This window comes from Aminobacter sp. AP02, from assembly GCF_003148805.1.
In the GTDB taxonomy this organism is placed as follows: domain Bacteria; phylum Pseudomonadota; class Alphaproteobacteria; order Rhizobiales; family Rhizobiaceae; genus Aminobacter.
The window spans coordinates 75,822-93,516 of the sequence record NZ_QGGX01000013.1 but is presented as its reverse complement, the minus strand read 5'-3'; the positions used below and the strand labels follow the sequence as shown (position 1 = coordinate 93,516).

At 60.5% G+C, this 17,695-nt stretch carries 14 protein-coding genes and 3 tRNA genes; 3 read left to right on the top strand and 14 right to left on the bottom strand.

What is annotated here, in order from left to right; translation table 11 throughout:
- Nucleotides 1-73 precede the first annotated feature (73 nt).
- The 11 genes from rpoB to C8K44_RS17470 all read right to left on the bottom strand — a co-directional run bounded on the left by rpoB (nucleotide 74) and on the right by C8K44_RS17470 (nucleotide 10,890).
- Nucleotides 74-4,210 (bottom strand): DNA-directed RNA polymerase subunit beta, encoded by a 4,137-nt coding sequence (gene rpoB / locus C8K44_RS17525; RefSeq protein ID WP_109577092.1) that lies wholly within the window; start codon nucleotides 4,208-4,210, stop codon nucleotides 74-76.
- 205 nt (nucleotides 4,211-4,415) lie between these two features.
- Nucleotides 4,416-4,790, bottom strand: coding sequence for a 50S ribosomal protein L7/L12 (gene rplL / locus C8K44_RS17520; protein ID WP_109577091.1), 375 nt, complete (start codon nucleotides 4,788-4,790; stop codon nucleotides 4,416-4,418).
- A 54-nt stretch (nucleotides 4,791-4,844) separates the two neighbouring features.
- A complete protein-coding gene (rplJ, locus tag C8K44_RS17515) occupies nucleotides 4,845-5,363 on the bottom strand; it encodes a 50S ribosomal protein L10 (RefSeq protein WP_067961867.1) in 519 nt (172 codons plus the stop codon).
- 387 nt (nucleotides 5,364-5,750) lie between these two features.
- Nucleotides 5,751-6,449 (bottom strand): 50S ribosomal protein L1, encoded by a 699-nt coding sequence (gene rplA, locus C8K44_RS17510; protein ID WP_109577090.1) that lies wholly within the window; start codon nucleotides 6,447-6,449, stop codon nucleotides 5,751-5,753.
- Between the two features lie 4 nt (nucleotides 6,450-6,453).
- Entirely contained in the window at nucleotides 6,454-6,882 is a 429-nt protein-coding gene (rplK, locus tag C8K44_RS17505; protein ID WP_055973823.1) for a 50S ribosomal protein L11, read from the bottom strand.
- A 155-nt stretch (nucleotides 6,883-7,037) separates the two neighbouring features.
- Nucleotides 7,038-7,565: a transcription termination/antitermination protein NusG gene (gene nusG / locus C8K44_RS17500; RefSeq protein ID WP_109577089.1), complete on the bottom strand. Its 528-nt coding sequence runs from the start codon at nucleotides 7,563-7,565 to the stop codon at nucleotides 7,038-7,040.
- 25 nt (nucleotides 7,566-7,590) lie between these two features.
- Entirely contained in the window at nucleotides 7,591-7,791 is a 201-nt protein-coding gene (gene secE / locus C8K44_RS17495; protein ID WP_067966516.1) for a preprotein translocase subunit SecE, read from the bottom strand.
- 306 nt (nucleotides 7,792-8,097) lie between these two features.
- A tRNA-Trp gene (locus C8K44_RS17490) sits at nucleotides 8,098-8,173 on the bottom strand.
- Between the two features lie 1,075 nt (nucleotides 8,174-9,248).
- Nucleotides 9,249-10,424 (bottom strand): elongation factor Tu, encoded by a 1,176-nt coding sequence (gene tuf, locus C8K44_RS17480; RefSeq protein ID WP_109577087.1) that lies wholly within the window; start codon nucleotides 10,422-10,424, stop codon nucleotides 9,249-9,251.
- Between the two features lie 196 nt (nucleotides 10,425-10,620).
- Nucleotides 10,621-10,694: transfer RNA gene (locus C8K44_RS17475), tRNA-Gly, on the bottom strand.
- Between the two features lie 111 nt (nucleotides 10,695-10,805).
- Nucleotides 10,806-10,890: transfer RNA gene (locus tag C8K44_RS17470), tRNA-Tyr, on the bottom strand.
- A gap of 199 nt (nucleotides 10,891-11,089) precedes the next feature.
- Between C8K44_RS17470 and rlmB the strand changes: the two genes are divergently transcribed.
- Nucleotides 11,090-11,938 (top strand): 23S rRNA (guanosine(2251)-2'-O)-methyltransferase RlmB, encoded by an 849-nt coding sequence (rlmB, locus tag C8K44_RS17465; RefSeq protein ID WP_109577086.1) that lies wholly within the window; start codon nucleotides 11,090-11,092, stop codon nucleotides 11,936-11,938.
- A gap of 143 nt (nucleotides 11,939-12,081) precedes the next feature.
- Entirely contained in the window at nucleotides 12,082-12,954 is an 873-nt protein-coding gene (locus tag C8K44_RS17460) for a F510_1955 family glycosylhydrolase (RefSeq protein WP_109577085.1), read from the top strand.
- Between the two features lie 114 nt (nucleotides 12,955-13,068).
- On the opposite strand, the gene C8K44_RS17455 is transcribed toward C8K44_RS17460, so the two are convergent.
- Genes C8K44_RS17455 through gcl form a run of 3 tightly spaced genes read right to left on the bottom strand, consistent with a single transcriptional unit; the run spans nucleotide 13,069 to nucleotide 16,606 of the window.
- On the bottom strand, nucleotides 13,069-13,986 hold the full coding sequence (locus C8K44_RS17455) for a 2-hydroxy-3-oxopropionate reductase (protein ID WP_109577084.1): 918 nt from the start codon (nucleotides 13,984-13,986) through the stop codon (nucleotides 13,069-13,071).
- Nucleotides 13,987-14,008: 22 nt separating this feature from the next.
- Complete coding sequence (gene otnI, locus C8K44_RS17450; protein WP_109577083.1) at nucleotides 14,009-14,806, bottom strand: 2-oxo-tetronate isomerase; 798 nt, start codon at nucleotides 14,804-14,806, stop codon at nucleotides 14,009-14,011.
- 18 nt (nucleotides 14,807-14,824) lie between these two features.
- Nucleotides 14,825-16,606 (bottom strand): glyoxylate carboligase, encoded by a 1,782-nt coding sequence (gene gcl, locus C8K44_RS17445; protein ID WP_109577082.1) that lies wholly within the window; start codon nucleotides 16,604-16,606, stop codon nucleotides 14,825-14,827.
- Between the two features lie 196 nt (nucleotides 16,607-16,802).
- Between gcl and bhcR the strand changes: the two genes are divergently transcribed.
- Complete coding sequence (gene bhcR / locus C8K44_RS17440) at nucleotides 16,803-17,639, top strand: HTH-type transcriptional regulator BhcR (protein WP_109577081.1); 837 nt, start codon at nucleotides 16,803-16,805, stop codon at nucleotides 17,637-17,639.
- Nucleotides 17,640-17,695: the final 56 nt, after the last annotated feature.

Genomic DNA, 17,695 nt, shown 5'->3' with positions numbered 1-17,695 from the left:
AACGGCACCCGTTCTGCGGGATCATGCTCTGGCGGCGACGCCGCGGGAAGATCCCGCGGCGCGCCTTTGGTGCTTACTCGGCTGCGTCGGGCAACCGGTGTGGGGTCTCGTCGATCTTGGTATTCTCAAGCTCGACATTGAGGCCCAGCGAACGCATTTCCTTGACGAGAACGTTGAAGCTCTCGGGGATGCCCGCTTCGAACGTGTCGTCGCCGCGCACGATCGCCTCGTAGACCTTGGTACGCCCTGCCACGTCGTCCGACTTCACGGTCAGCATTTCCTGCAGCGTGTAGGCGGCGCCGTAGGCTTCGAGTGCCCAGACCTCCATTTCGCCGAAGCGCTGGCCACCGAACTGCGCCTTGCCGCCCAGCGGCTGCTGGGTAACGAGCGAGTAAGGTCCGATCGAACGGGCGTGGATCTTGTCGTCGACCAGGTGGTGAAGCTTGAGCATATAGATATAGCCCATGGTCACCTTGCGGTCGAACGGCTCACCAGTACGGCCATCGTACAACTGCGACTGACCGGACGTGTGCAGACCCGCCTGCTCCAACATGATGTTGATGTCGGCTTCATGCGCTCCGTCGAACACCGGGGTCGCGATTGAGACGCCACGCTTCATCTGCTCGCTGAGGCGAACGATGCTTTCGTCGTCATATTCGCGAACCGGCTCATTGCGGTCGTTGGCCGGAATGAAGCTCTCGAGCGTCTCGCGCAGCGGCTTGATATCGCCACCCGCCTTATACGCCTCGATGAGTTCACCGATCTTCTTGCCCATGCCTGCGCATGCCCAGCCCAGATGTGTTTCCAGAATCTGGCCGACATTCATGCGCGAAGGCACGCCGAGCGGGTTGAGCACGATGTCCGCATGCGTTCCGTCTTCGAGGAACGGCATGTCCTCGACAGGAACGATACGCGACACGACACCCTTGTTGCCGTGACGGCCGGCCATCTTGTCGCCGGGCTGCATCTTGCGCTTCACCGCAACGAAGACCTTGACCATCTTCATGACGCCGGGCGGCATCTCGTCGCCGCGCTGCACCTTTTCGACCTTGTCCATGAAGCGCTGCTCGAGCTGCTTCTTGGAGTCGTCGTACTGGCCGCGCAGAGCTTCAAGCTCGCCCTGCATCTTTTCGTCTTCGACGGCGAACTGCCACCACTGCGAACGCGGGTAGTCGTCCAGCGTCTCCTTGGCGACGGTCGAGCCCTTCTTGAAGCCCTTCGGTCCGGCGATCGCGTCCTTGCCGACGAGCATGTCGTTCAGGCGGCTGTAGACGTTGCGGTCGAGGATGGCCTGCTCGTCGTCACGGTCCTTGGCGAGACGCTCGATTTCCTCGCGCTCGATGGCCATGGCGCGTTCGTCCTTCTCCACGCCGTGGCGGTTGAAGACGCGAACTTCGACGATGGTGCCGTAGGTTCCGGGCGGCATGCGCATGGAGGTGTCACGCACGTCCGAGGCCTTTTCACCGAAGATGGCGCGCAGAAGCTTTTCTTCCGGCGTCATCGGGCTTTCACCCTTCGGCGTGATCTTGCCAACCAGGATGTCACCTGGCTGCACTTCCGCGCCGATGTAGACGATGCCGGCTTCGTCGAGGTTCTTCAGCGCTTCTTCCGAAACGTTCGGAATGTCGCGGGTGATTTCCTCAGGCCCAAGCTTCGTATCGCGGGCCATGACCTCGAACTCCTCGATATGGATCGAGGTGAAGACGTCGTCGGCCACGATGCGCTCGGAGAGCAGGATCGAGTCTTCGTAGTTGTAGCCGTTCCAAGGCATGAACGCGACGAGCACGTTGCGGCCGAGCGCCAGATCGCCAAGCTCGGTCGACGGACCGTCGGCGATGATGTCGCCCTTGTTGACCCGGTCACCCATGCGGACCAGCGGACGCTGGTTGATGCAGGTGTTCTGGTTCGAACGCTGGAACTTCATCAGGCGGTAGATGTCGACGCCGGACTTGCCCGGATCGAGGTCTTCGGTAGCGCGGATAACGATACGGGTCGCGTCGACCTGGTCGACGATACCGCCGCGGCGAGCGCCGATGGCAGCACCCGAGTCACGGGCGACGATCGGCTCCATGCCGGTGCCGACGAACGGGGCTTCGGCACGCACCAGCGGCACGGCCTGACGCTGCATGTTCGAGCCCATCAGAGCGCGGTTGGCGTCGTCGTTTTCCAGGAACGGAATCAGCGCAGCTGCGACAGACACCATCTGCTTGGGCGAAACGTCCATAAGGTCGACGTTTTCGCGCGGCGCCATCATCACTTCGCCGGCGTTACGGCAAATGACGAACTCGTCAACGAAGTGGCCGTTCTTGTCGAGCGCGGCGTTGGCCTGTGCAACGAAGTGCTTGGCCTCTTCCATGGCAGACAGATAGACGACCTCGTTGGTCAGCTTGCCGTCGACGATCTTGCGGTACGGGCTTTCGATGAAGCCGTACTTGTTGACGCGCGCGAAGGTAGCCAGCGAGTTGATCAGACCGATATTCGGGCCTTCCGGCGTTTCAATCGGGCAGATACGGCCGTAGTGGGTCGGATGCACGTCGCGGACTTCGAAGCCAGCGCGCTCGCGGGTCAGACCACCGGGTCCAAGCGCCGAAAGACGACGCTTGTGGGTGATCTCCGACAGCGGGTTGGTCTGATCCATGAACTGCGACAGCTGCGAGGATCCGAAGAACTCGCGCACTGCGGCAGCCGCCGGCTTGGCGTTGATCAGGTCCTGCGGCATGACCGTGTCGATTTCGATCGAGGACATGCGTTCCTTGATCGCGCGCTCCATGCGCAGCAGGCCGACGCGGTACTGGTTTTCCATCAGCTCGCCGACCGAACGGACACGACGGTTGCCGAGGTTGTCGATGTCGTCGATCTCGCCCTTGCCATCGCGCAGTTCGACAAGGGTCTTGACCACGGCAAGGATGTCATCCTTGCGCAGAACACGAACGGTGTCTTCGGCGTCGAGTTCCAGGCGCATGTTCATCTTGACGCGGCCGACGGCCGACAGGTCGTAGCGCTCGGCGTCGAAGAACAGCGAATTGAACATCGCTTCAGCGGTGTCGATCGTGGGCGGTTCGCCCGGGCGCATGACACGATAGATGTCGAACAGCGCGTCCTGGCGGCTCTCGTTCTTGTCGACCGTGAGCGTATTGCGAATGTAGCCGCCGACATTGATGTGGTCGATGTCGAGGATATTGATCTCTTCTTCGCCGGCCGAGAGCAGAACCTTCAGGGTCTTCTCGTCGATCTCATCGCCAGCTTCGAGGAAGATCTCGCCGGTAGCGTAGTTGACGATGTCCTCGGCGAGATAGCTGCCGAAGAGGTCATCTTCGGTCGCCTTGATCGCCTTCAGGCCCTTTTCGGCAAGCTGCTTGGCCTGACGAGCCGTGATCTTCTTGCCGGCTTCGACGACGATTTCGCCGGTGTCGGCATCGACCAGGTCGCCGACAGCCTTCAGGCCACGGAAACGCTCGACCGAGAACGGGATGCGCCAGTGGTCGCCCGACTTCTTGTAGGTGATCTTGTTGTAGAAGGTCGACAGGATCTCTTCGCCGTCCATGCCCAGCGCCATCAGCAGCGACGTCACCGGAATCTTGCGGCGACGGTCGATACGGGCGTGGACGATGTCCTTGGAGTCGAACTCGATGTCGAGCCACGAACCGCGATAGGGAATGACGCGCGCGGCAAACAGAAGCTTGCCCGACGAGTGCGACTTGCCCTTGTCGTGATCGAAGAACACGCCAGGCGAACGGTGCATCTGCGAGACGATGACGCGCTCGGTGCCGTTGACGATGAAGGTGCCGTTGGACGTCATGAGCGGCATGTCGCCCATGTAGACGTCCTGCTCCTTGATGTCCTTGATCGACTTGGCGCCGGTGTCTTCGTCAATATCGAACACGATCAGGCGCAGCGTCACCTTGAGCGGCGCAGCGAAGGTCAGATCGCGCTGACGGCACTCGTCGACGTCGAATTTCGGTGCTTCGAACTCATACTTGACGAACTCCAGCATCGACGCGCCGGAGAAGTCAGAGATCGGGAAGACCGACTTGAAAACGGCCTGCAGTCCTTCATCCGGACGGCCGCCCTTGGGCTCGTCCACCATCAGGAACTGATCGTATGATGCCTTTTGAACCTCGATGAGGTTCGGCATCTCCGCAACTTCGGGGATCTTCCCGAAGAACTTGCGTACGCGTCTGCGGCCATTGAAAGTCTGGATCTGGGCCATCGTCGCTCCTTGCTGCCTTTCTTGGGGTGAGCGTCGCTAATGCTCACCTTGCATTTTCGCGCCGCCTCGGCGGCGGCCTATCCAAAACGGTTGAAAACCCGTTTCCTGAAAGCCGCTTGCGGCCATCAGGAAATAGGTTCCCCACAATCCCCCGGGTCACGGGAGCCGGTGGGCGGCATTGGAGCCGCCCACCGAAACCGTGAGCTTACTTAAGCTCGATCTTGGCGCCAGCTGCTTCCAGCTGAGCCTTGAGCTTCTCGGCGTCAGCCTTCGAGACGCCTTCCTTGATCGGCTTCGGAGCGCCTTCGACGAGGTCCTTGGCTTCCTTGAGGCCCAGGCCGGTGATGGCGCGGACTTCCTTGATGACTTCGATCTTCTTGTCGCCGGCAGCTGCCAGGATGACATCGAACTCGGTCTTCTCTTCAGCCGGAGCAGCAGCAGCGCCGCCAGCAGCAGCAGCAACAGCCACAGGAGCTGCAGCCGAAACGCCCCACTTCTCTTCGAGGAGCTTCGACAGCTCAGCCGCCTCAAGGACGGTCAGAGCCGACAGGTCGTCAACGATCTTTGCGAGATCAGCCATTTTTCTATTCCTTCAATCAGTTCGAACGTGTGTTGATGATAGCGAGGAACGGCCTCATGCCGCCTCGTCCTTCCGGGCATAAGCGCCAATGACGCGCGCGACCGAAGCCGCCGGCGCATTGACGATCTGGGCGATCCGGGTAGCCGGGGTGGCGATCATGCCAACCAGCTTTGCACGCAGCTCGTCGAGCGAAGGGAGCGAGGCGAGAGCCTTCACACCATCGGCGTTGAGCAGGGTCGTGCCCATCGAACCGCCAAGGATGACAAGCTTGTCATTGGTCTTGGCGAACTCGGACGCGACCTTCGGCGCTGCAATCGGATCTTCCGAATAAGCAACCAGCGTCTGTCCCTTGAACAGATCGATGATGTTTTCGGATTCCGTGCCCTGAAGAGCGATCTTGGCGAGGCGGTTCTTCGCGACTTTGACGGTGCCGCCGGCCTGACGCATCTTCACGCGAAGATCGTTCATTTGCGCGACGGTGATACCGGCATAGTGGGCCACGACGACTGAACCCGCGTTCGAGAACGCGTCATTCAGGCCCGTGACGAGTTCGCGTTTTTCCGCTCTGTCCACTGCCTATCTCCAGTTGACCGCTTCCCATTTGCGGGGTTGGCGGTCGGGTTGCCTTTTGCCGGGCGGCCAATCCAGAAAATTCCAGATCACCCGAACGGCGCTCGAGGATCCTGCCCCCTTTCGCCACACCGACGGGCTTGCGGCCCGGCGCGATGCGCAGACAAAAGGCAAACACGGTTCGAACCTTTCATTGGAGCAAAGGCTCCTTTGTCTGGTCTTCACCCGTCTCATGCAGGCCCATTCGAATTAAGGACCAAGGGTCGCTTGGACCGCCTGCAATCTCGGACAGGATTTCGAAAGTTGTTGCCAACTTCCGAAACTCCGGGCCCTGAGGCCCGGAATTCTTTCCTTGGATCAGCCCTTTTCCAGCTGACCCAAATTCAACAATCAGGACACAACGAGCGTGCCCAAGTCGACCTTGAGGCCAGGTCCCATCGTCGAGGTGACGGACACCTTCTTGACGTAAACGCCCTTGGCGCCAGCCGGCTTTGCCTTGTTGACCGCGTCAGCGAAAGCACGGACGTTTTCTTCCAGCGCCTTGACGTCGAACGAGACCTTGCCGACGCCAGCGTGGATGATGCCGGCCTTCTCGACGCGGAACTCAACAGCGCCGCCCTTCGAAGCCTTGACGGCCGCAGCGACGTCAGTGGTCACGGTGCCGACCTTCGGGTTCGGCATCATGCCGCGCGGGCCAAGCACCTTACCGAGACGACCGACCAGCGGCATCATGTCGGGGGTGGCAATGCAGCGATCGAACTCGATCTGGCCCTTCTGGACGATATCGACGAGATCTTCCGCACCGACGATGTCCGCACCGGCAGCGCGGGCTTCATCAGCCTTTGCGTCCCTTGCGAACACCGCGACACGAACCGTACGGCCCGTGCCGTTCGGCAGGTTGACCACGCCGCGGACCATCTGGTCAGCGTGGCGCGGGTCGACGCCGAGGTTCATGGCGACTTCGATGGTCTCGTCGAACTTGACCGACGAACGTGCCTTCAAAAGCTCGATGGCTTCACCAAGGCCGTAAGCCTTGTTCGCATCGATGCCTTCGCGGGACTTGGAAACGCGCTTTGCAATCTTAGCCATGATCTCAGCCCACCACTTCCAGGCCCATCGAACGAGCCGAGCCTTCGACCATCTTGATGGCGGCTTCGATGTCGTTCGCGTTGAGGTCCTTCATCTTGACTTCGGCGATCTCGCGCACCTTGGCGCTGCTGATCTCGCCAGCCTTGATCTTGCCCGGCTCCTTCGAACCCGACTTGAGGTTGGCAGCCTTCTTCAGGAAGTAGGCCACCGGCGGCGTCTTCATGACGAAGGTGAACGACTTGTCCTGATAATAGGTGATCACGACCGGGATCGGCGATCCCTTCTCAAGCTCCTGGGTCTGCGCGTTGAACGCCTTGCAGAACTCCATGATGTTGATGCCACGCTGACCAAGCGCCGGACCGATCGGGGGCGACGGCGTCGCCGAACCCGCGGAAACCTGGAGCTTGAGCTGGCCCGCAACTTTCTTAGCCATCTCTTTCCTGCTTTCGTTTTATGCCGGATGACCCGGCGGTTGCAGTTCGGTGGTCCGAATAAGGCAACCGGCTAAGCCGCCTCTTCTCCCACCATGCTTGCGCCAGGCATGCGCCTGACACCGCCCATCACCAACAGAGGCGACAGGCGCTTCGATCAACCCTTTTCGACCTGACCGAATTCGAGATCGACAGGCACGGCGCGCCCGAAGATCGAAACTTCCACCTTGAGGCGTGCACGCTCCTCGTCCACTTCCTGGACGAAACCATTGAACGACGCGAACGGACCATCCGAAACGCGAACGGCCTCGCCGATCTCGAACGTGACCGAGGGCTTGGGGCGCTCAACACCTTCCTGAACCTGGTTCAGGATGCGCTGGGCCTCCGATTCCGTGATTGGCACCGGCTTCGAATCACCAAGGAAACCAGTGACCTTCGGCGTGTTCTTCACGAGAGAGAAAACCGCGTCGCTTAGATGAGCCTTCAAAAGCACATAGCCCGGGAAGAACTTGCGCTCGGCATCGACCTTGCGACCGCGACGAACCTCAACAACCTTCTCGGTCGGAACGACGATCTGTTCGATCTGGTCGCTCAGGCCCTTCTGCTTGGCCTTGTGCTCGATATCCTCAGCGACCTTCTTTTCGAAGTTCGAATAGGCGTGGACGATATACCAGCGCGCAGTCATTCAGGAATTCTCCGTATTCGCAGCCTTAGCGGCCCATGCCCAGGATCTGCTCGACAGCGAATGCCATCAGCTGGTCAGCGGCAAAAAAGAAAATCATCGCAATAATCGCAAAGCCGAGAACCATGACCGTCGAGATCATGGTTTCGCGCCGCGACGGCCACGTCACCTTCGCCGTTTCCGACCTTACCTGCTGCAGAAAGGTGAAGGGGTTCGTGGTTTTCGCCATGTGCCGCTCTGCTTTCAACGTCCGTTGACCGGACTTCTGGATGACCCCGTGACCGGGAGATGCGCTGCATAGCCGTCACTTCGCGCCGAATCAGCGCAAACATTTCGCCCATGCAATTCGGACGCGTAAAGCCGGATCCCCAGCTCCACGCGCCGCGTGTCTGTTTCGCCTACATAAAACCGATTCTCTTTCCACGCAAGTGGCAGGAGTCCGCTTTACGTTTAAACGCCGCATCGGAACCATCCAGTCGTCCCGTCCCGGCTATTGAAAGTCTGTTATGCCTGAATCAGCGAGTTCTGGCAAGACTGGCACGGGCAGCAGGGCTCGAACCTACGACCTGCGGTTTTGGAGACCGCCGCTCTACCAACTGAGCTATGCCCGTGCATTGCGCCGCGCATCAACTGCGCAGCACCGGCTTCCTAAGGACTTCCACGCCGTCTGTAAAGAGCACAATGTGTGAAGTCGCGAACATTCACAGTTGTGGTTTTGGACTACTGTAGCGAAGCTCGGGCCGCCTCCCCACGAGGCAGTTCAATTGCGCGACGGCGGGTAAGGACCACCACTCATGCGCCAGCCCCAGCGTGGCATCGGCTCGTTGAACTCTGGCCGAACCAGGCTGCGGCATGGACTGGATGATCGTCGCACATGTGGCGGAACACCGGCTCCAGAATCAGATCGTGCCGCGCTTTGGCGCGGAACACATTCGTCGGCCGATCGAGCGCAACTGCCCGACCTGCCCAGTCCTACGATGCCGGCACGTCAGCTCCCATCGCTTTCGTCCCAGTTCGCGTGAAAGCATGCGGGGAGGCGCCGATAGGGGTGCAAAAGAATGCAGCAAGGCAAGGCAGCCCCTACTATTCAAGATCGGCGACCCTGAAAACGCGGCAGCGATCAGGCATCGGATGCTTCTTGCTACGTCGTCAGTCTTGGGACAACGAGGCGCAGTTGTCTGCCGGGGGACTAGTCTTGCAAAGCGCCACCCCAGTCAGCAAGTAAGCGGCATCAAGGCCGGTGATGAGGTCCAAATCATGTAATTCATCTGGCTGAATCTGACGAATGGCCAGGCGCCACTCAGCTTCATTTCGGCAAGAAGAGACAAGCTTATGCCCATTTCACCCAGGTATTTTCCCACTTGGTCGCCAAGGGCTATGGCGTTCTGTGACCGAACGGTGACGTCGCCGACGCTCACAATCGTTGCTGGGCCGGCTAGCCGCCGTACCCCTCCAGCGAGTACGAGGGGACACGCTGCGTTGCAAATTGCACCGATGGCTTCCACCACCCCAAGTTTGGCTCCTGCACCTTGGCAATCTTTCTCCGCGCAGATGGCATATTTCGTTTTGCCCACGGCGACGTCGAGTCTTCTGGCCCTGATCATCCGCCCCTTGCAATGTAGCCTTTGGGCCAAACAAAAAGGGCGACCCGAGGGCCGCCCTTCATGCAATTCACTGAAGCGTCGATTATTCTTTGATCGAAGCGACGATGCCGGCGCCGACGGTACGGCCACCTTCACGGATAGCGAAGCGCAGCTTCTCTTCCATCGCGATCGGCACGATCAGCTCGACATCGACGGTGATGTTGTCGCCGGGCATGACCATCTCGGTGCCTTCCGGCAGCGACACGATGCCCGTCACGTCGGTCGTGCGGAAGTAGAACTGCGGGCGGTAGTTGGTGAAGAACGGCGTGTGACGGCCACCTTCTTCCTTGGTCAGGATGTAGGCTTCAGCCACGAACTTCTTGTGCGGCTTGACCGAACCCGGCTTGCACAGAACCTGGCCACGCTCGACGTCCTCACGGCCAACGCCGCGGATCAGCGCGCCGATGTTGTCGCCGGCCTGGCCCTGATCGAGCAGCTTGCGGAACATTTCAACGCCGGTGACCGTTGTCTTCGACGTTGCCTTGATGCCGACGATCTCGACTTCTTCGCCAACCTTGACGATGCCGCGCTCGACGCGGCCGGTGACAACCGTGCCACGGCCCGAGATCGAGAACACGTCTTCGATCGGCATCAGGAACGGACGGTCGATCGGACGCTCCGGCGTCGGGATGTAGGCGTCAACCGCTTCCATCAGCGCGCGGATGGCGTCTTCGCCGATCTTCTTGTCCGAATCATTGAGCGCAGCAACGGCCGAACCCTTGATCATCGGAATGTCGTCGCCCGGATACTCGTACTTCGACAGCAATTCGCGAACCTCGAGCTCGACCAGCTCGAGCAGCTCGGCGTCGTCGACCAGGTCGACCTTGTTGAGGAACACCACCAGTGCAGGAACGCCAACCTGACGGGCAAGCAGGATGTGCTCGCGGGTCTGCGGCATCGGGCCGTCGGCAGCCGACACGACCAGGATCGCGCCGTCCATCTGGGCGGCACCGGTGATCATGTTCTTCACATAGTCGGCGTGGCCGGGGCAGTCGACGTGGGCGTAGTGACGGTTCGGCGTCTCGTATTCGACGTGCGCGGTCGAAATGGTGATGCCGCGGGCCTTTTCTTCAGGCGCTGCGTCGATCTGGTCGTAGGCCTTGAACTCGCCGAAATACTTGGTGATCGCCGCCGTCAGCGACGTCTTGCCATGGTCGACGTGACCAATCGTGCCAATGTTCACATGAGGCTTATTACGCTCGAATTTACCTTTTGCCATTGTCTCTTTCCTTGGGCATCGGGACCTTGGTTCCGGTCGGATGCGGGGCGATTACCGATAAAGCCCGAAAAAGACAAGCGCCTTTTGGCCAAACGCTGACGTTGCGGCCAAAAGCGGTGCTGCTCTTTCAGTGCAGGACGCACATATGGGGGCAAGCGGATGCAAATAAAAGGCTTCTCGCTCCTGGGAAAAGCGCTGGAGCGGGTAGCGGGAATCGAACCCGCGTATTCAGCTTGGAAGGCTGCTGCTCTACCATTGAGCTATACCCGCACCCTGAGCGCTGCGCGCCTGTTCAGGAGCGAAGTACGCTCTGGTACTGCCTTGCCGCATGTCGAAAGATGAACTTTCGATGCATGCGTCTAATGGCTTCCGGGCCGGCAGTGGTGGAGGAGGTTGGATTCGAACCAACGTAAGCTGAGCTAACGGATTTACAGTCCGTCCCCTTTAACCACTCGGGCACTCCTCCAACTGCTTTGCCGGAGCCATGCAACGAGGCATTTCCAGATCCCGGTGCGAAGCGAAGCGCCCTGCCCCGAAATCTGGGTGGGCTTATGGCGACAAGGATTTGGCCTGTCAACCGGACAGGGTGCGTTTTCATGCGGATTATTCGAAGCGCCTGATAACGGGCCGTATCCAAAGCCGGGAGCTGACGTTATAGCAGGCGCATGAACGATACAAAAAAGCCCGGAACACCCAAGGATAGCCACTACGCCAAGCTCAGGCGCACTTTCCGCGACCAAAAAAGCGGCGGCGCGCCTGCCTTCAGGCCCAAGCGGCCATTGCCGCCCGGCGAGAACGCTCCCGACGGACTGGTGCGGCTTTATGGCCTGCATACGGTGCGGGCGGCGCTCGACAATCCGCGGCGCAAGATTCGTCATATGTGGGTGACCCGCAATGCACAGGAGCGGCTGGAAATCGCCGACCTAAGCGCCCTGCCCTTCGCCGCCGAAATGGTCGAGCCCAAAGACATCGACAAGATCACCGGCACAGACGCCGTTCACCAGGGCGTTCTGGTCGAGGCCGAACCGCTGAAGGCCAAGGCGCTGTCGGCGCTCGGTGATTCGCCGCTGATTCTGGTGCTCGACCAGGTGACCGACCCGCACAATGTCGGAGCGATCATCCGCTCGGCGGTGGCATTCGGCGCCGGCGCATTGATCACAACCCAGCGCCACAGCCCGCATGAAAGTGGCGTACTGGCCAAATCGGCTTCCGGCGCGCTCGAACACATCGACATGATCGAAGTCCGCAATCTCGCCGACGCGCTCGGCGTGCTACACGAGACGGGCTTCCAGACGATCGGGCTTGATTCGGAAGGTCCGGCGGAACTTGAAAAGACGTTTGCGGGCGACAAGGTGGCTCTGGTGCTCGGTGCCGAGGGCAAGGGCCTTCGCCAGAAGACGCGCGAGACGGTGAACGCACTAGCACGGCTGGATATGCCGGGCGCGATTCATTCGCTGAACGTGTCCAATGCCGCCGCCGTGTCGCTTTATGCGGCGAGGAAATTCTTGCGCTGACGCAAGTCCGGATTTGAGGGTGTCGGCGCTGCGGCTTGCTGCTGAAAGCGCAGCGCTACACCGCAGCGTGGTTTCTTCTCAAGCAGCCCTTGACCTTCCACTTGGCGGAAGCCGTAGCCTGTCGGCCAAACGGAGTTACGTCAATGGCACACCGCCTCAAATTCATTCCATTGTCCTCGCTCGCCTTCGCGCTCGCCATTGCCGCGCCGGCCCGCGCGCAAGCAAACACTGTCGCTGACCTCGCGGGGCGCACCCATGTTCACGGGCTCGCATTCGACCGTGCCGAGCCGGCCAACATTCTGATCGCCACGCATCATGGCCTGATGCGCGCGGCAGCCGACGGCAGCGTGAGCGAAATTTCAGACAGCCGCGACGATTTCATGGGTTTCAGTCCGCATCCGACCGACGCTGCCATCCTGTTTGCCAGCGGCCATCCAAAAGGTGGCGGCAATCTCGGCTTCATCAAGTCAAACGACGCGGGAAAAAGCTGGACTCAGATTTCGCCTGGCGCAAATGGACCGGTCGATTTCCACCAGCTGGCCGTCAGCCCTTCGAATCCGAATGTCTTTTATGGTGCGTATGGCAGCATCCAGACTAGCAGTGATGGAGGCGCAACGTGGACAATCGCCGGCGAAGCTCCACCCAAGCTTATCGACCTGACCGTATCTCCGGCCGATCCTTCTGTCGTTTATGCTGCGACTGAAACCGGACTGATGATCAGCCGTGACGGTGCCAAGAGCTGGGACGTGCTGATCGCCGACGTTCCAGTCACAACAGTCGAACTGACCGCCGACGGCACGATCTATGCCTTCGTGCCCGGCCGCGGCCTGCTCAAGGCAACTGAAACCACCCCCAACTTCGAAACGATCGGGCAAGGCCCCGACGGTGCGGGCTATATCCTGCATCTTGCCGCGAACGCCAAGTCACCCGAACGGCTGGTGGCTGTCACCGGAGAACTGGTGATCGTGGTCAGCAGCGATTCTGGAGCGACCTGGAAGACGCTCGGCGCGAAATAGGCGACTTTTGACGGCACGCAAACCCTGAGCGGGTTCCCGCAACCATGGCCGGAACCCGCTCTTCGACGGCTTGGAAAGGCGCGGCTTGGGAACGTTAGGCCGCAACCTCCCTGCCTATGCTGCTTCGTTCTTGACCTCACCGGCTTCCGTGCCGACCTCGAAATTGGCCATGCGCTCAAGCGCGCGCACCAGCGCCGAATGATCTTCCTTCGCCCCTCCATTGGCGGTGCAGGAGTTGAACAGTTCCTGAGTCATCGAGGTGTTGGGCAGCGAGACGCCGAGCGCCTTGGCGCCCTGCAGCGCCAGGTTGAGATCCTTCTGGTGCAGTTCGATGCGGAAGCCCGGGGCGAAGGTGCGCCTGTACATACGCTCGCCATGAACCTCGAGGATGCGCGAGGCAGCCAGGCCGCCCATCAGCGCCTGTCGCACTTTTGCCGGATCCGCACCTGCCTTGGAGGCAAACACCAGCGCTTCGGCAACCGCCTCTATGGTCAATGCCACGACGATCTGGTTGGCAACCTTCGTGGTCTGGCCGACGCCATTGGGGCCGACGAGCGTGATGTTCTTGCCCATTTTCTCGAACACCGGACGAGCACGTTCGAACGGCTTTTCTTCGCCGCCGACCATAATGGTCAGCGACGCCGCCTTGGCACCGACCTCGCCGCCGGAGACCGGCGCGTCGAGATAATCACAGCCGAGCTGATTGATCTTCTTGGCGAATTCTTTCGTCTCGATCGGCGAAATCGAGCTCATGTCTACGACAAGCTTTCCCTCGGAAAGGCCTGATGCCACACCGTTTTCGCCAAACAGGACATCCGCAACCTCCGATGTGTCGGGCACCATCAGTATGATGATGTCGGACGTCCTGGCCAATGCCTGATGACCGGTGACAGATTTCAGCCCCCTGGCAACAAGCTCGGCAGGCAGCGCGCCGCGATGGTCGCTGGCGACAACCTCGTATCCGGCGGCGAGCAGGTGGCCAGCCATCGGCGCGCCCATGATGCCGAGACCGACAAATCCAATCTTTTCCATTTTCCTGTCCTTCAAATCCCGTTCAGGCTGCAGCGCTGCCCTTGTTTGCGAAGCCGGTGAACCAGCCCAGACCTTCGACCGTGCCGGCCTTGGGTTTGTATTCGGCACCGACCCACCCGGCGTAGCCGATGCGGTCGAGGTGTTCGTAGAGGAACGGGTAGTTGATCTCGCCGGTGCCCGGCTCGTGACGTCCTGGGTTGTCAGCCAGCTGCACATGCGCGATGCGGTCGAGGTTGGCCTCGATGGTGCGGGCGAGATCGCCCTCCATGATCTGCATGTGATAGATGTCGTACTGCAGATAGAGATTGTCCGAACCGACCCTTTCGATGATTCCGAGCGCCTGCCTGGTGTTGATCAGGAAGAAGCCCGGAATGTCCCTGGTGTTGATAGGCTCGATCAGGAGGCGGATTCCTGCTGTCTTGAGCTTTTCCGCCGCGAAGGCGAGATTCTCGACGAAGACGTTCTCCAGTACGTCGCGGGCGTTGCCTGCCGGGGCGATTCCGGCCAGGCAATTGACCTGTTCGCAACCAAGCGCATGCGCATAGGTGATCGCCTTGGCCACGCCCTGGCGGAACTCGTGGATGCGGTCGGGGAGCACCGCGATGCCACGTTCGCCCGCCGCCCAATCACCCGGCGGCAGATTGAACAATGCCTGGGTGAGGCCGTTCTTCTTGAGGCGGGCCGCCACGACATCGGGGGCGTGGTCGTAAGGCGCGATGTATTCGACACCCTTGAAACCGGCACGAGCGGCGGCATCGAAGCGGTCGAGAAAGTCATGCTCGCCAAAGAGCATCGACAGGTTGGCTGAAAACTTCGGCATTGGCTTCTTCCCAGTGAATCAGTCGAGCAGCATGATTGCGGTCGGCGCGTCTTCGTTGCTTTCGGCGAGTTCCTCGAACTCGACGACATTGTCGATCTCGACGCCCATGGAGATATTTGTGACGCGTTCGAGGATAAACTCGAGGACGACAGGAACCTGGTGTTCCTTCATGAGTTGCTTGGCCTGCTTGAAGGCTGCGGCGAATTCTTCCGGCTTCCGCACCCGAACGGCCTTGCAGCCCATGGCCTCAGCGACCGCGACGTGATCGACGCCGTAGCCCGCCTCGGGGTCACCTGACCGGTTGATGTTTTCGAACGACAGGCTGACCTCGAAATCCATCGCAAAGCCGCGCTGCGCCTGGCGGATGAGGCCGAGATAGGCGTTGTTCACGACGACATGGAGGTAGGGCAGCTTGTGCTGGGCGCCGACGGCCAGTTCCTCGATCATGAACTGGAAATCGTAGTCGCCAGACAAGGCGACGATGTCGCGGTTCGGATCGGCGGCACGAACACCAAGCGCTGCCGGGAGCGTCCAGCCGAGCGGTCCGGCCTGGCCGCAATTGATCCAGTTGCGCGGCTTGTAGACGTGCAGGAACTGCGCTCCGGCAATCTGCGACAGGCCGATGGTGGTGACATAGGTGGTGTCGCGGCCAAAAGCCTTGTTCATCTCCTCATAGACGCGCTGCGGCTTGAGCGGCACCTGCTCGAAATGGGTCTTGCGCTTCATGGTCTTCTTGCGCGTCTGGCACTCCTTGGCCCATCCGGACCAATCGCGCAGCCTGCCCGCCGTCTTCCACTCGGTGGCGACGTCGAGCAGCATCTTCAAGGCCGCGCCGGCATCAGAAGTCACGCCAAGGTCAGGCGAAAAGACACGGCCGATCTGGGTCGGCTCGATGTCAATGTGGATGAACTTGCGGCCGGCGGTGTATTTGTCCACCGAACCGGTGTGGCGATTGGCCCAGCGATTGCCGATGCCGAGCACGAAGTCGGATGCCAGCATCGTTGCGTTGCCATAGCGATGCGATGTCTGCAGGCCGCACATGCCGGCCATCAGACGATGATCATCAGGAATAGAGCCCCAGCCCATCAGTGTCGGAACCACTGGAATGCCCGATATTTCCGCGAATTCGATTAGGAGATCGGACGCATCGGCATTGATGATGCCGCCGCCGGCGACGATCAGCGGCCTCTCCGCCTCATTGAGCATCGATAGCGCCTTTTCGGCCTGCGCACGCGTCATCGCGGGCTTCTGGACGACCATCGGTTCATAGGTATCTATGTCGAATTCGATCTCGGCGAGTTGGACGTCGACTGGCAGATCGATCAGCACCGGCCCCGGCCTGCCGGTGCGCATCAGATGGAAAGCCTTCTGCAGGGCCATGGGCACCAGATACGGCTCCATCACTGTGACTGCCCATTTGGCGACGGGAGCAGCGATCGCGGCGATGTCGACGGCCTGAAAATCTTCCTTGTTCAGCCGGGCACGCGGCGCCTGGCCGGTGATGCACAGGATCGGGATCGAGTCAGCCGAGGCCGAGTAAAGCCCCGTGATCATGTCGGTGCCGGCCGGCCCGGAGGTACCGATGCACAGGCCGATATGGCCGGCCGCGGTGCGGGTGTAACCTTCGGCCATATGCGATGCAGCCTCGACGTGACGTGCAAGGATGTGGCGGATCGAACCGCGTGCCTTCAGCGCCGAGTAAAACGGGTTGATGGCCGCACCCGGCACACCGAAGGCGCAGGAAATGCCTTCCTTTTCGAGAACGAGGACCGCTGCATCGACAGCACGCATCCTTGCCATGGACTTACCTCCAACGATCAAAACTGAATGTTGGCTGATCGTCTCACCGTGCTCGGGTTTTTGCAATTTTTTCAAAATATTTTTTCATTATTTAGATTGGCACCTTTCACGTTGATTTATCGTGTGTTTTCATTTTTCGTTGCGTCACGCCGCAAAACGAGTGAAAAAGTTTTTTAAACGAATATTGGAGCCTGGCATGGCAACGACCGAAAAGCGCCAACGCGGAAGACCGCGAGCATTCCAGCCGGCGCCCGAGGCCGGATCGGTGCAGTCGCTTGATCGGGCGCTGCGCATCCTTGCCATCGTCGCCCACAGCGATGGGCTTTCGCTGAGCGAGATTTCAGCGGCATCGGACCTTGCCGCGGCGACCGCCTACCGCATGCTGACCACGCTGCAGAACCACGGCATGGTCGAGTTCGAAAGCGACGGCCAGCTTTGGTCGATCGGGGTCGAGACCTATCGCATGGGTGCCGCCTTCCTGCGCCGGCGCAAGCTCGTCGACCGCGCCCGCACCGTCATGCAGGAGCTGATGGAAAAGACCGGCGAAACCGCCAATCTCGGCGTCGCCGAAGACGACTGCGTGGTCTTCGTCAGCCAGGTCGAGACGCACCAGGCTATTCGCGCCTTCTTCCGACCAGGCACGCGCAGCCCCTTCCATGCGTCGGGCATCGGCAAGGCAGTGCTTGCTCATCTCGATCGCGAGCGCGTCAACGCGATCGTTCGCAAGGCTGGCCTTGATGCTTATACCGAACGCACGCTTTCAGAACCGGCGGCCCTTGCCCGCGACCTCGACCAGATCCGCGCGCGCGGCTGGTCGGTGGACGATGAAGAACGTTATCCCGGCATGCGCTGCGTGGCAGCGGCAGTGTTCAACGAATTCGGCGAACCCATTGGCGGCGTTTCGGTTTCCGGACCTACTGTACGCGTGACACCCGAACGCCTAGCCGAAATCGGGCCAATCGTTCGCGCTGCCGCCGCCGAACTGACCAGGATGATCGGCGGCTCGCCAGATGGCGCCTTGCCAAGCATCTGAACTTGACAGCACAACCACAACGGCTGAAGTCAGGGCCGAATTTGCGATGATAAGTG

Excerpts from the sequence above, each read along its gene's own strand:
- rpoB (WP_109577092.1), bottom strand. The coding sequence starts at position 4,210 with ATGGCCCAGATCCAGACTTTCAATGGCCGCAGACGCGTACGCAAGTTC.
- rplL (WP_109577091.1), bottom strand. The coding sequence starts at position 4,790 with ATGGCTGATCTCGCAAAGATCGTTGACGACCTGTCGGCTCTGACCGTC.
- rplA (WP_109577090.1), bottom strand. The coding sequence starts at position 6,449 with ATGGCTAAGATTGCAAAGCGCGTTTCCAAGTCCCGCGAAGGCATCGAT.
- rplK (WP_055973823.1), bottom strand. The coding sequence starts at position 6,882 with ATGGCTAAGAAAGTTGCGGGCCAGCTCAAGCTCCAGGTTTCCGCGGGT.
- nusG (WP_109577089.1), bottom strand. The coding sequence starts at position 7,565 with ATGACTGCGCGCTGGTATATCGTCCACGCCTATTCGAACTTCGAAAAG.
- secE (WP_067966516.1), bottom strand. The coding sequence starts at position 7,791 with ATGGCGAAAACCACGAACCCCTTCACCTTTCTGCAGCAGGTAAGGTCG.
- tuf (WP_109577087.1), bottom strand. The coding sequence starts at position 10,424 with ATGGCAAAAGGTAAATTCGAGCGTAATAAGCCTCATGTGAACATTGGC.
- rlmB (WP_109577086.1), top strand. The coding sequence starts at position 11,090 with ATGAACGATACAAAAAAGCCCGGAACACCCAAGGATAGCCACTACGCC.
- C8K44_RS17460 (WP_109577085.1), top strand. The coding sequence starts at position 12,082 with ATGGCACACCGCCTCAAATTCATTCCATTGTCCTCGCTCGCCTTCGCG.
- C8K44_RS17455 (WP_109577084.1), bottom strand. The coding sequence starts at position 13,986 with ATGGAAAAGATTGGATTTGTCGGTCTCGGCATCATGGGCGCGCCGATG.
- otnI (WP_109577083.1), bottom strand. The coding sequence starts at position 14,806 with ATGCCGAAGTTTTCAGCCAACCTGTCGATGCTCTTTGGCGAGCATGAC.
- gcl (WP_109577082.1), bottom strand. The coding sequence starts at position 16,606 with ATGGCAAGGATGCGTGCTGTCGATGCAGCGGTCCTCGTTCTCGAAAAG.
- bhcR (WP_109577081.1), top strand. The coding sequence starts at position 16,803 with ATGGCAACGACCGAAAAGCGCCAACGCGGAAGACCGCGAGCATTCCAG.